We start from the raw sequence: 14166 nt of genomic DNA on the forward strand, positions 1-14166 counted from the left end.
TAGATTATTTTTCTGTTTCTTTAATTTTAGTTTGTACTTCGCCAGTTTTAATTTTATTGCTTTCTGAGAAACGTAATAAATCGCCTTCAATAATTTTGTCAGACATTCGTAATTCATTTTGTGCACGTTTAATGAGGGCTTGAGCTTCTTTTTTTGGTAAATCTACAATTTCACCTGTTATACGGTCGTAGAAAGTGTTGTTTTTGTATGCATACTTATCTGTAACGAAGCTACCATCACGTAAAACAACAAAGCCAGTATATTCATCTGAAAACATATCATGGCCAAAACGGATATCATTCGTAGAATCAACACCTAATAAATTTAGAATCGTAGGTTTCATATCGATTTGTCCCGTAGGCTTTGAAATAGTTTGACCTTCTGTTTGTCCAGGAATATGAATATATAAAGGTGTACGTTGTAAATTTAAAGTATCAAATTCTGTTATTTGATCTTTTTCTAAAAACTGTGCCATTGCACGATTATGTTTTTCGGAAATTCCATAATGATCACCGTATAACACAATAATAGAATTATCGTAAAGCCCCTCGGCCTTTAGACGTTCAATAAATTTTTTAATGGATTCGTCTAAGTAACGTGCTGTTACGATGTAACGATCAAATACGCCATTACCAGAGTTGTATGGTTCAATGAATTTTGTATCTTCATCATACGTAAATGGATAATGGTTTGTTAAAGTAAGGAAACGAGCATAGAATGGTTGATTAACAGTTTTTAATATATCTACTGATTGATCAAAGTATTCGATATCTTTTAATCCCCAATTTAAATTTGTTTCTGGTGTAATTTTGTAATCAAGCTCATTATAGTAACGATCATAACCAAGAGCAGAGTACATGATATTACGATTCCAAAATGTTGCGTTATTCGCATGGAATACAGAAGTGAAATAACCTTGCTGACGTAAAATTTCTGGAGTTGCAGTATAATCATTGTTACCGTGTGTGAAGAATACAGCTCCTCGATTTAATGGATACAACGACGTATCGATTAGAAATTCTGAATCGGATGTTTTCCCTTGACCAGTTTGATGGAAAAAGTTATCAAAGTAATAACTTTCATTTATGAATTCATTTAGGAATGGTGTAACTTCTTGCCCGTTCACTGATGCGCCTATTAAGAAGGTCTGCAAGGATTCAAGAGTGACGACAATTACGTTTTTTCCTTTCGCTGCACCAAACATATTAGGGTTTGGCTCGCTTTGATTTGCTTTTACGTAGTTTTCAGTTTCTTGTAATTTACTACTATCAGCAAGTGCTTTTTGTGACCCAGCTTTTACTTGCAGTGTTAAGTCATATACTTGGTGAGTATATAAGCCTAAATTTTTGACAAGCATGACTCGGTCGAATGATCTTGTTAATAATTCAGGGCGCTCTTTTTCTGCAAGATGTAGATTCGCAAAGAATACACCAATCGTTAAAAGAAAGTATAACAAGCGCGTAGAATGAGTTACACGTTCTGTTTTAAAGACCAATGATTTCTTTTTTAATAAAATAAAGAAGAAAACAATGTCTACGAATGCGAGTATAATTTTGTAGTTTAATATTTCTATAATACTGCCGCCTAATTGGCCAAAGTTTGAGGTTTGTCCAAGTACTGGTAATGTAACGAAATCACTATAAAAATCATAGAACATTACATTTCCAACAAGCACGATTGTTAATAAGAAATTAATACAGAGCGCTATATAATTTCGCTTTTCACCAGTTGCAAATAATGCTAATCCAACAAATGCTAATGATGCGGCTAGAGGGCTAATAAACAAAATGAGCTCTTGCGTTGAAGACTCGATTTTTAAATCAAAACTGAATCGCGTAATAAGATATGTTTTTAACCATACTGCTAAAGCCATTATTATAACAAAACTTATATTTTGCATTTGTAAATTTATTTTGTTCTTCATTTTTACACCTTCTTTATATAATTTATTTAACTAAAGTTATATATTATGTTTTTATAACTATTAGACTGTAATGAACCATTTAGACTTTGTTTTCTAAAGGGAATAATTTGAAGTATTCATATATATACAATGGGGATTTTTAAAGCGTAGTAGCATAAATATAACTCTTTTTTGAGAAACAGGCAGAAAAAGTCATAGTTGTAGTGAAATTGACTTATAGACATCCTACCATATTAAACACTATGATGATGTTACAAAATATCGAACAAATAAAAGTGAAAATGGATAGAGACTTTTAAAACTGTTGACATTCAATTTATTAGAATTGAATGCCAATCGTTTTAAATATACAGTTATATTACATATGTATTTTGTAAAATCCCGATTTTTTGTCGGTTAATCATTAGCAGGGAAGGATAGGGGTCTTATTAATATACTTTTACTATATATAAGTAAAGTGTTTTGAAATTGAAAATATTTGACTGATATTTTAATGATAGAAATTAAATGTCAGATAAGTACTTTCCAACATACAGACCACTTGCAGCTGCTTGAGATAATGAATGCGTAACGCCTGAACAATCTCCAATTAAAAATAGCCCATGTATACTAGTTTCAAAATGATTATTAATTTTTATCGTAGGAGCATAGAACTTTCCATCAATTCCATATAGTAAAGTATGTTGATCGATAGGCTCCTGTATAAATTGTTCTAAGCGTAATAAAAATTCTTTTAGCCCTTCAATATATGATTGAGGAATTTCTTGATTCAAATCTCCATAATCCCCCTGTAGTGTAGGCTGTATACGATTATGCTCCATGCTGTTTTCCACCGTAGGTTGTTTCTTTAGTAAGTCCTCTAAGCGCTGTATAACAATCCGATCTCGTCCTTGGTTAATGCCTTCAATAATTGAACTTGCGTATGCATTTGCTTCTTTGAGAGTTGGAAAATAGCGAGGAATAAATAAAGTGAAATTTAAGTTAGAAGTGCCAGTTCCTTGTTCCCGAAAATTTTGACCGTCAGGCATAACTAAACCTTCTTCGTACTTTCGAATGATGCGGCCTTGTGGATTCATACAGTAAGTAGTTGCTGTGAAATGCTCACCTTGATAAGAAAGTTTTGTTTCAAAAGTATCTTTTAATATAGAACGTAATTGATGTTCTTTCATTTCTACTCTAATTCCTAAATCTACACGTGTTTGCTCCTGAGAAATATTTAGGGAACTGCATATTTCTTTTAACCAATCGGCCCCAGAGCGCCCAGTTGCAAATACAAGTTGCTTAGTTTGAACTGTTCCTTGATTTGTCTCTATTGTAAAATGATCTTCCTGTTTCAGAATATGTTGTACATCTATATGAAATTGGATCTTTATTTTCGTCAGTAAAAATTCATAGAGCTGCTGAAAAATGTTACTGGAAAGTGTAGTACCAAGATGTCTTACTTCTGTTGTTAGCATTTGTAAACCACACGCTTCAGCTCTCTTAGTGAGACTTGAATTTTCAGTAGAATATTTTGAAACCGAACTTCCACCAAACTGACATAGAATTTCATCTACTTCAGCCATGAGTTGTATAAAACCCTCTTTACCGACTTTTTTCTCAAGTTCTCCGCCAAATCCGTTTGTATAATTAAATTTCCCTTCAGATTTTCCTAAACCACCAAACCCGAAATATTTATCACATGTAGTACAATTACACACTTTTCCTTCGTCTAAAGGACAATGGCGATCTTCTAGCGCTTTACCTTTATCAAGAATTAAAACTTTTTTGTTACTTTTAGCTAGTGAATAAGCCATAAAAATGCTACTTACTCCAGCGCCGATAATTGTAACATCATACATATTCTTCCACCTGCTAACGAATAGTTTGTTTTTTATTTTTCTAGTGTATAACAATTTTATGAAGTTAAGAAATAGCTTTTATTAATAAAGTGGGAGTTTTTGAACTTGATGCTTTATTAATTTCTACGAGTGGCGGAGTAAATACAAAAATTTTTATTTGAAAGAAGAAATAGTTTAAAAAATAACTATGTCATATGATTAATAACATCTTACATAGAAAAAAAACAGACCTTTTAAGTGAAGAGGTCTGTTAATGATTTTAAATCTTATTTAGCAAACACATGATTACCAATTACTGCTACTGTCTGACGTGTCGTAATCCACTTGTCTGTTGATGTTTTTGGATTGTAGAAATAAAGCCAGTCAGAATGTACTCCATTTGTGGAGATAGCCTCTTCTACAGCCATTTTTGCTTCTGCGCTTGCAGGCTGATTAATTCTTCCATCTGTAACAGGAGTAAATGCATATCCGTATTTAATAGGTTCATAAATAACGCCTGTTATTGTATTTGGAAAACCTTTTGCATTTACACGATTTAGTATAACTTTCGCTACTGCTACTTTTCCTTTATAGGATTCGCCACCTGCTTCAGCGGTAACTAAGCGTGCCATTAAGTCTTTTTCTTTTTGTGAAATACTTGAGTTGATTTTTAAATGTTGTCCTGTATAAAGCTTGTTTCCGATTGTATTGTTAATTTGTTTTATAGATTGGACAGTGACATTGTAACGCCTTGCTATCGTTTCTAATGAATCTCCCGGTTGTACTTGATAAATAATTTGTCCAGAAATGTTCGCAGGCTTGGCGTTTTGAGGAACAGTGATTTCATTTGATTTCACGGACCCTGGAATATGTAACTGTTCGCCAATAAAGGTTTGATCGTTTCCTTTATTATTAGCCTGTTTAATGGATTGTATTGAAACTCCGTATTGTTTACTAATGCCCCAAAGTGTATCGTTCTTTTTTACTGTATGAATGGTAGAAGCTTCAGCTGTGCTTTGACTACATACGAATGTAATTGCAGCTGCAGATAAAGGGATTATATGTTTTAGTTTTAGTAATTTCATTGTAAATCCTCCTAAGAAAAAATTAAGGTGAAACTATTAAGTAATGTAGTTTGAAATGTATATATGCGTAATATATTAATGTAAGTATATTAGCACATATAAAATAAATAATCACTATAAGTTTCATATTCGTGTAGTGTAGAGTCCGAATATGAAATATTGCATATGAAAATACATTGAAGTTCATATTTCTGATTACTATAATCTATTTAGTAGAAAGGGAATACGTTATAGAAACGAAATCATTATAGATTAATATAATGATTAATTATTAATAGGAGGATTAATGCAATGGAAATATTTCAAAAAATGTGTGCGTCAACTGTAATCATTACAACACTTTTAGGAACAGGGGGTACTATCAATAGTGTACATGCTGATTCTATAGAACAGCAGATTAAATCAGGGATAGAACAAGAAACAGATAAGCAAATCATTGTAAAATTTAAAGCGGATTTGGATTTGCCATATGAAGATGGTATTGAAAAACAAATACAATCTCAAACGAATGATAAAGTAATAAAAGATCTTTTGACAGAATATCCAGATGTAACATTTACTCGTTTATTCACATCTGTAAGCCCGGAACAAATACAAAACGTAACTACTCAGCTTAGTTAGGAAAAAAGGCATGCCAAATACATGCTTTCAGTTCGAAAACATGAAAAAGAAAATACTCCAATAAGAGAAAGAATCTATATAAAATAGAGAAATTCTCTTATGAAGTCGTGATATTCCAGGGAACCGTTCCGGTTTCTATAATTTGTCCTATCGCTTGTAAGACAGATTGTTTTTGTTTTTTCATGGTACTCATAAAGCTCCGTATCTGACAAAAAGATTCTGCGCCTTTCTTACTTCGGAAAGTCCCAGACACTTTCTGTTTTACTTTCGTCATTCGAATATCCCGTTCCGCTTGATTGTTATCAAATGGAATGTCTGGATGTTCTAAAAATGCTAGAATTCTGTCAGCATATTTGACGAAGCGATTCCATAAATTTTGAGCAGGTGTTTGCTTTCTTTTCTTTTTTAATTCTGTAGAAAAGACTGGCTGTTCTTTCAATATGGCTTGATAGACAGTAAACAGATGCTGTTGTTCCGCTTTTGGCAGGTTTCCTTTGTATTGATTTTTCAGCGTTAACGCTTGCGTTAGAAATTTCTGCATCTGTTGAGCCCATTTTTGTCCCGTACTATCTATAATTCCTTGCAAATCTCGTAAGAGATGAGCATTACATAATACATGACGACAATCTGTATACGCATCATACGATTTCCAGCCATCATGCATCGCAATTCCAGAAAAAGAAGGTAAAATTTCTCCCGCATCCATTGCTTCTTTTCCACGTTTTTGATGAATATGTTGCAATGTCACCTCCGGTGTACTGGCAGTATGTAACCATTGTGTTTTATTTTCTACTCGCATACCGGTTTCATCAAAATGGACAACAGGAGACTGAAGAATCTTGTCTTTTACTTCTTTGAGAAAAGGCTGCAATTGAGCCGAAAAACTGTTTGTATGATTGACTAACGTTCCTTCACTGATAGAATGCCCAAAACAATCTTGAAAGAATTCTTTCGTTCGTTTTAAAGAAAGACACTGATAATGCGTTAAATAGGGAATCAGTCTTTTTATATTTGGGCCATATTGAACAGGACGAGAGACAGTAGAAGGAAACTGAGATTCTTGGATAGAATGGCAATGTGGGCATTCTTTTTGTTCCACTTTATGTTCTGTCACTTCTATCTGGATAGGTGGTAAATCATACACTTGGCGAATGCGGTATCCTTTTACAGGTTCGTGGTTTAAGGACGTGTTACAACAAGTACAATGCGTAGGAGAATAGATAATCGTATGATCTGGAGTCGTTGTCAAATGAAGCGTATGTCCTTTGTGGCCCAACTGGCCACCGGTTTGACGCTGGGATGATTTGCGCAAACTTTTTGTAATAGGTTTACGCAAACCATCTGTAGAAGGTGGTTTATGACTATTTGTAGAGTTTTTTTTTGAACGATTTTCTAATACCTCTATACGCTCTTTTAAATTCTGTATTTGACTTTCTAATTGATGAACAAAATCGCAAATAGCTTGAGGTCCCCTTTGGTAGACAGCTAGAATCTCTCGTTTTTTCAACACAACTATCACCTCCTTGTATGATATATCTAGTATTCACACAAAAAGTACATATCAGACTAGTAAATTAAAAAAGCCTCCGTGAGGAAGCTGAGTAGTTACTACAAAACCTTGAAGTGAAAGCACCTAATCATGTATCTACAAGTTTATTAAACTACTATATTCTGCAAAATCAAAATAGTGGGTATGAAGAAGAAATAGTAGATAAGTTAAAGGCATCTTCTTTAATAGAAGATGCGTATATGAAGAAACAAGAGAAAATAATGCCACCTGAAGTGCAATCATCAAGTGTAGCTCTTAATCCTAGTAACAATCCTAGATTTAAAAAACAAGGTTATCTTGAAGCGGCCCCATACGGTATTAATGCGCCTTTCGCCTGGGGAATTCAAGGCGGTAATGGAAATGGTATCACTTTTGTTGATATGGAATACGGATGGTTATTAAATCATGAGGATTTATTACATCAAAAAATTGAGTTAATGTCTGGAAGAAATATAGATCAGCATGTCGGTCATGGGACGTCTGTACTAGGAATTGTATCCTCTGAGGACAATGAAGTTGGGAATATTGGGATTGCGCCAAAAGCGAAAGCAAAGGTTATCTCTCAAATAAGAGATAATGGACAGTATAATACGGCTGATGCAATATTAAGCGCTGTAAATCAGTTAGAAGCTGGGGATGTTTTATTGTTAGAGGCACAAGCATCTTTCGATGGATATGGTGATAAATATTTACCTGTTGAAGTACAACCAGATATCTTTGATGCAATTCGTGCTGGTACAGATAAAGGGATTGTAATTATAGAGGCCGGAGCAAATGGGTGGAATGATTTAGACCAGTTCAAAGATAGAAAAGGTAAGCAAGTCTTAAATCGTAATAGTAAAGATTTTAAAGATTCGGGTGCAATTATGGTAGGAGCTGGCTCTTCATCTTTCCCTCATGAACGTATGTGGTTTTCGAATTATGGAAGCCGTATTGATGTGTACGGATGGGGAGAAAATGTAGATACAACTACAGCCGAGCAAAGTAGAAGTGCTGTAAATCTTTATACTTCAAGCTTTAGCGGAACATCTAGTGCTTCGCCAATTATTGCTGGGGCAGCGACTTTAGTACAAAGCATTGCTAAAGAAAATTTAGGACAACCATATAGACCAAGTGAACTAAGAGCAATATTAAGTAACCAGAGCACAGGAACAAAATCTAAAGATCCATATGCAGATAAAATTGGTGTTTTACCAGATTTGAAGTCTATACTAGCAAACTTAGGCTATGAACAAAGAAAACCAAACGGTGGGAATGAATTACAAGTAACAGAAAATGAACCAAATAATGAGCCTAGACAGGCAAATAAAGTTAACTTTCATACACCGGTGAAAGGAACGCTACATAATAGTGATAGAGTAGATGTATTTACTTTCCAAATTGATTCGCCGGAAAATATTAATATTTCTCTACTAAATGAACAAAATATTGGAATGACATGGGTACTTCATCATGAATCAGATTTAAATAACTATGTAGCATATGGTGAAAATGAAGGCAATGTAGTTAAAGGAACTTATAATGCAAAGCCAGGTAAATATTATTTATACGTCTATAAATATGAGAATAAAAATGGTTCATACGTATTGAACATAAAATAAGTAAAAGGAACTTCAGATGAAGTTCCTTTAAATTTTTCTAATTTAGTATATGTGAATGATTTTTTAACTTTACTTCTATGCAATATTTCATATTGATGAAATGTTATTTATTTTTTCAGAGCTAGCTTATATTATATTCAATAAGTTTGATATAAAAACAGAAAGAGAGAGGGATAATAATGAGCAATAAGAAGTTAATTTTGAAATTATTCATATGTAGTACAATATTTATCACATTTGTATTTGCTTTACATGATAAGAGAGTAGTTGCAGCTAGCTCTGTTAATGAGCTTGAAAATTTGTCAAAATGGATGCAACCTATACCTGATAATATCCCGTTAGCACGAATTTCAATTCCAGGAACACACGATAGTGGGACGTTCAAGTTGCAAAATCCGATTAAGCAAGTATGGGGAATGACGCAAGAATATGATTTTCGCTATCAAATGGACCATGGAGCTCGCATTTTTGATATAAGAGGACGTTTAACAGATGATAATACGATAGTTCTTCATCATGGGCCATTATATCTTTACGTAACACTGCATGAATTCATAAATGAAGCGAAACAATTTTTAAAAGATAACCCGAGTGAAACAATTATTATGTCTTTAAAAAAAGAGTATGAGGATATGAAAGGGGCAGAAGATTCATTTAGTAGCACGTTTGAAAAAAAATATTTTGTTGATCCTATTTTTTTAAAAACAGAAGGAAATATAAAGCTTGGAGATGCTCGTGGGAAAATTGTACTACTAAAAAGATATAGTGGTAGTAATGAACCTGGAGGATATAATAATTTTTATTGGCCAGATAATGAGACGTTTACCACAACTGTAAACCAAAATGCAAATGTAACAGTACAAGATAAATATAAAGTGAGCTATGATGAGAAAGTAAAATCTATTAAAGATACGATGGATGAAACGATGAACAATAGCGAGGATTTAAATCATCTATATATTAATTTTACAAGCTTGTCTTCTGGTGGTACAGCATGGAATAGTCCATATTACTATGCTTCTTATATAAATCCTGAAATTGCAAACTATATAAAACAAAAGAATCCTTTGAGAGTGGGCTGGGTAATTCAAGACTACATAAATGAAAAGTGGTCACCATTATTGTATCAAGAAGTTATAAGAGCGAATAAGTCATTAATAAAAGAATAAAGATGATGAGAGTAAGAAGCGATAAAATATATCGCTTCTTTTTCTTTTCCAATAACCAACAATATAAATTGTACTTTTATAATAGAAAAAAATAAAAACATAAGATATAATCATACATATAAAATTTGTACCTATAAATTTTATATGTATGATTGAATTTGATTTGTTGTAATGAAATGGAGGTATATACTATGAAGTTTCCACATGATTTTTTATTCGGAGCTGCTTCAGCTTCTTATCAAGTAGAAGGTGCATGGAATGAAGATGGAAAAGGTGTTACGAATTGGGACGAGTTTTCAAAAATTCCTGGCAAAACATACAATGGAACAAATGGTGATGTAGCTGTTGATCATTATCATCGATATAAGGAAGATGTTCGCTTAATGGCTGAGATGGGATTAGAATCGTATCGTTTTTCTATTTCTTGGGCGAGAATATTGCCGACTGGAGATGGAAAGGTAAATGAAAAAGGGATTGAATTTTATAACAACTTAATTGATGAATGTTTAAAATACGGGATTGTGCCGTTTGTCACTTTATATCATTGGGATTTACCATTACCGTTAGAAAAAGATGGTGGATGGACGAATAAAAGAACAGCAGAGGCTTTCGTAAAATATGCAGAAACTTGTTTTAAGGCATTTGGTGACAGAGTTAAGCATTGGATTACTTTTAATGAGACCGTAATGTTTTGTGGATTAGGTTATTTAAAAGGTGCACATCCACCAGGAATACAAAATGATGTTCCAAAGTATTTTCAAGCTACTCATTATGTATTTTATGCACACGCGAAAACAGTTGCGGTGTACAAGCAGCTGAAACAATATGGTGAAATTGGGATTACACATGTTTTCTTACCAGCTTATAGTGTGGATGATCAAAAAGAAAATATACAAGCAGCAAATCATGCGAATGAATATGAAACGTATTGGTATTATGATCCAATTTTAAAAGGCGAGTATCCGTCTTATGTTGTACAACAATTAAAGGAAAAAGGATGGACTCCTAATTGTACGGTTGAAGAATTAGAAATCATTAAACAAAATGCAGAAGAAAATGATTTTATTGGCTTGAATTATTATCAACCAATACGAGTAGAAAGATACGATATGGATATAAAGAGTGAGGAACATTCTCGAGAAAACTCAACGCTTGCTCCAGGTAACTCTTCTTTTGATGGTTTTTATCGAACAGTTAAAATGGATGATAAAACATATACAAAATGGGGATGGGAAATATCTCCCGAAGGTTTCTTAGAGGGATTGCATATGTTGAAAGCACGTTACGGTGACATAAAGATGTATGTAACGGAAAATGGACTTGGTGATGAAGATCCGATCATTGACGGAGAAATTGTAGATGTTCCGAGAATTAAATTTATTGAAGCGCATTTAAAAGTAATGAAGCGTGCAATTGAAGAGGGAATTAACTTAAAAGGTTATTATGCATGGTCAGTGATTGATCTTTTAAGTTGGTTAAATGGATATAAAAAGCAATATGGCTTTATTTTTGTCGATCATAATGATAACTTAAAACGTAAGAAGAAACTTTCGTTTCATTGGTATAAACGTGTGATCGAAACGAGAGGGGAAGAGTTATAACAGATAAAAGAGTATTTTAGGAGAAAGTGTATGAGTGCAAAGTATAAACAAATTGCAGATGTGTTAGAGCAAAACATTCGAGATGGGCTTTTTAATGAAACGAAAAAACTACCTACAGAAGAAGCGTTGATGAATCGATTTGAAGTAAGCCGTAATACGATACGTAAAGTAATTAGTCAGCTTGTGAATAGAGGTTATATTTTTCAAGTGCAAGGTAGTGGCATGTTTTTACGCGAAACTTCTGTAACAGATTACATTAATTTAGGAAGTTTACGTGGATTAACGAAAAATCTTGTTTCACAAAATATTGAAACGAAAGTGTTAGAGCTTGAAGTAATAGATGCGGACGAAGAGATAGCAAAGCAGATGCAATGCGAAGCTGGAACTAGGTTGTATTTTTTGAAGCGTTTAAGAATTGTAGATGCTAAACCATTCTCTATTGAAGTAAGTTATTTCAAAAAGGATATTATTCCATATTTGAACGAAGAAATAGCATTAAGCTCTGTATACAGTTATTTCATTGAAGATTTACGATTAAATATTGGTTTTGCTGATAAAGTTATTAGTTGTGAAAAAGTAAATAAAGAAAATGCACAGTTTTTAGAATTAAATGAAGGTGATCCGGCGCTTCTTATTGAAAATACAGTGTATCTTGTAAATGGAACAATTTTTGAGTTATCTCAGTCGATGTTTCATTATGAAAAGGCGAAACTTTTAAATCGAATTAATTTTAAATGAAAAATTATTGTGTGAAAAAAGCAACTGGTCCTAAGTGATCAGTTGCTTTTTATTTTTTAAGTGGATGAGCAAAAAAACACGAAAGTGGTTGGTCCGCTTTTTGCAAACATCTATTATGATAAGAGAAGAAAGGTAGTATGTTATCAACGTTTTAAAGAGGAAGGTTTTTATGTAAGTTCTTTAATTAAAATAGATGGGTCTTAGAGAGGTGAAAAGACAATGAGTTTTGCAATTTCACTAGTCGTTATTATTGTAATTGTATCGCTATTTGGGACTGTACTAGTTGCAAGAAACGTGGAGGAGAATTACGGTAAGTCTACAAAAAGAAATGTGAAAAACTTATCTGCAATCTATATTCTTCTTCTTTTTGTTCTACTAGTTGGGGTAACATGGTATGCGGTAATGATTTAATAGTTTGTAAAAGAACTGAAATGAGAGTATGAAGTTGGAATTTCAGAAGCTATTGAGTAATCAGAAAGAGAACCATTTTGGATATATCCATTTACGGATAAGAAAATGTGACTAATTAATACTATTTTTACGGTGAATACTGTTAGTAAAAAATGAGGATAGTTCGTTTTGAAAGGAGGGAACTATATGGAATGGAAACCAAATCGTGCAGATAAGACACCTGTATATAAACAAATTGCAGATTATATTGAAAGAGGCATTTCTTCAGGCGAATTTCCTTCTGATAGTAAGTTACCTTCTGAGCGTATGTTAGCAAAGGAATTACAGGTGAACCGGAGTACAATAGTAGCTGCGTATGAAGAATTAAAATCACTTGGAGTAGTAGAACGGCAAAAGGGAAGCGGAACACGGGTCAATACAGACATATGGGGTGTCTCACATAAACGAATACCGAACTGGGGTAGGTACGTGGAGGATGGATCGTTCTTACCTAACGTACCACTCGTTCAACAAATTCGAACGGAAACACAAAAAGATGATTTAATTAATTTAGCAAGTGGTGAACTGTCACCAGAATTAATTCCAAGTGATAGATTTCGAACAATTTTGTCGGAGAAAACATTTATGGAAAATCTCGGCTATGACCATCCACTTGGAAATGAGATGTTGAGAAAAACAATTGCAGCACATGTTCAGCAATATAAACAAATTGAAGCAGATTCAAGCTCTATTCTTATTACATCTGGAGCACAACAGGCGCTTAATCTTATCGTTCAATGTTTATTAAAACCTGGCGATGCGATTGCGATTGAAGATCCTTCGTATTGTTTTTCGCTTCCAATGTTTAAATCGGCCGGTTTAAACATATTTCATTTACCTGTTGATGAGCATGGAATGAATCCAGATGACTTAATCGATTTGCACAAAAAGCATCGCATTCGTATGGTATTTTTGAATCCAGATTATCAGAATCCGACGGGTACTGTGCTTTCATTAGCGAGACGTAAAAAAATTTTAGAACTGTCTTCTGAGTTCGGTATACCAATTGTAGAAGATGATCCGTATAGTTTAATCTCTTTTAATGGAGAAGTGAACCCAACATTAAAATCAATGGACCAAAATGGAAATGTTCTTTATATAAGTTCACTATCAAAAATTGTTGCATCAGGATTACGTATTGGATGGGTAATTGGTCCTACACGCGTAATTGAGCGTTTAGCAGATGCAAAGCAACAAGTTGATTTTGGCCATAGTGTATTTACGCAGTGGGTAGCAAATCAATTTTTAGAATCAAAGGATTTCCATACACATATTACGATACTTCGTGGACAATTGAAGCAAAGAAGAGATGAATTAATTGCAGAGCTTGAAGGAACATTGGGAGAACGAGTTGAATGTTTCGTGCCAGAGGGTGGAATACATGTATGGTGTAAAGTAACAGGAAAGTTTGATGAATATCACTTATTAGGTGAATCTATACGGAATGGTGTCGCATTTGTTCCGGGCAGTGTTTTAGGTTCGAAAAATGAATATATACGATTTACGTTTGGTAGAGCGAATATAGAACAAATTCAACTTGGAATTAAACGGTTTGCCGACACGCTAAATGAGATTTCATAATATGGATGTGTGATAGTGAAATGAGGG

9 protein-coding genes and 2 pseudogenes are annotated in these 14166 nt (G+C 33.5%); 7 read left to right on the forward strand and 4 right to left on the reverse strand.

The genetic code is table 11. From position 1 onward, the window contains the following. Nucleotides 1-4: 4 nt before the first annotated feature. The 3 genes from ACS2CR_RS04300 to ACS2CR_RS04310 all read right to left on the reverse strand — a co-directional run bounded on the left by ACS2CR_RS04300 (nt 5) and on the right by ACS2CR_RS04310 (nt 4829). Nucleotides 5-1924 carry an LTA synthase family protein gene (locus ACS2CR_RS04300; protein WP_000791028.1) on the reverse strand — a complete coding sequence of 640 codons (1920 nt, stop codon included), beginning with the start codon at nt 1922-1924 and terminating at the stop codon, nt 5-7. A gap of 503 nt (nt 1925-2427) precedes the next feature. Then, on the reverse strand, nt 2428-3765 hold the full coding sequence (locus ACS2CR_RS04305) for an NAD(P)/FAD-dependent oxidoreductase (protein ID WP_000272401.1): 1338 nt from the start codon (nt 3763-3765) through the stop codon (nt 2428-2430). A 266-nt stretch (nt 3766-4031) separates the two neighbouring features. Next, on the reverse strand, nt 4032-4829 hold the full coding sequence (locus ACS2CR_RS04310) for a cell wall hydrolase (protein WP_000771173.1): 798 nt from the start codon (nt 4827-4829) through the stop codon (nt 4032-4034). A gap of 291 nt (nt 4830-5120) precedes the next feature. Here ACS2CR_RS04310 and ACS2CR_RS04315 point away from each other — a divergent pair. After that, a pseudogene (locus ACS2CR_RS04315) lies at nt 5121-5432 on the forward strand (S8 family peptidase); the annotation flags it as partial. A 115-nt stretch (nt 5433-5547) separates the two neighbouring features. On the opposite strand, the gene tnpC reads toward ACS2CR_RS04315, so the two are convergent. After that, nucleotides 5548-6969 carry an IS66 family transposase gene (gene tnpC, locus ACS2CR_RS04320; protein WP_438906006.1) on the reverse strand — a complete coding sequence of 474 codons (1422 nt, stop codon included), beginning with the start codon at nt 6967-6969 and terminating at the stop codon, nt 5548-5550. 89 nt (nt 6970-7058) lie between these two features. Between tnpC and ACS2CR_RS04325 the strand changes: the two are divergent. The 6 genes and pseudogenes from ACS2CR_RS04325 to ACS2CR_RS04350 all read left to right on the forward strand — a co-directional run. Further along, nucleotides 7059-8600: pseudogene (locus ACS2CR_RS04325) on the forward strand (S8 family peptidase); the annotation flags it as partial. Between the two features lie 179 nt (nt 8601-8779). Then, nucleotides 8780-9769: a phosphatidylinositol diacylglycerol-lyase gene (gene plcA, locus ACS2CR_RS04330; RefSeq protein WP_000066292.1), complete on the forward strand. Its 990-nt coding sequence runs from the start codon at nt 8780-8782 to the stop codon at nt 9767-9769. Nucleotides 9770-9960: 191 nt separating this feature from the next. Continuing rightward, nucleotides 9961-11370 carry a GH1 family beta-glucosidase gene (locus tag ACS2CR_RS04335; RefSeq protein ID WP_153602385.1) on the forward strand — a complete coding sequence of 470 codons (1410 nt, stop codon included), beginning with the start codon at nt 9961-9963 and terminating at the stop codon, nt 11368-11370. A 30-nt stretch (nt 11371-11400) separates the two neighbouring features. After that, nucleotides 11401-12108 (forward strand): GntR family transcriptional regulator, encoded by a 708-nt coding sequence (locus tag ACS2CR_RS04340; RefSeq protein ID WP_001274908.1) that lies wholly within the window; start codon nt 11401-11403, stop codon nt 12106-12108. Between the two features lie 219 nt (nt 12109-12327). After that, nucleotides 12328-12519, forward strand: a complete 192-nt coding sequence (locus ACS2CR_RS04345; protein WP_000006459.1) for a hypothetical protein — start codon at nt 12328-12330, stop codon at nt 12517-12519. 186 nt (nt 12520-12705) lie between these two features. Continuing rightward, nucleotides 12706-14139: a PLP-dependent aminotransferase family protein gene (locus ACS2CR_RS04350; protein WP_000454966.1), complete on the forward strand. Its 1434-nt coding sequence runs from the start codon at nt 12706-12708 to the stop codon at nt 14137-14139. Nucleotides 14140-14166: the final 27 nt, after the last annotated feature.

The organism is Bacillus cereus group sp. BceL291, from assembly GCF_051776705.1.
Classification (GTDB): domain Bacteria; phylum Bacillota; class Bacilli; order Bacillales; family Bacillaceae_G; genus Bacillus_A; species Bacillus_A cereus.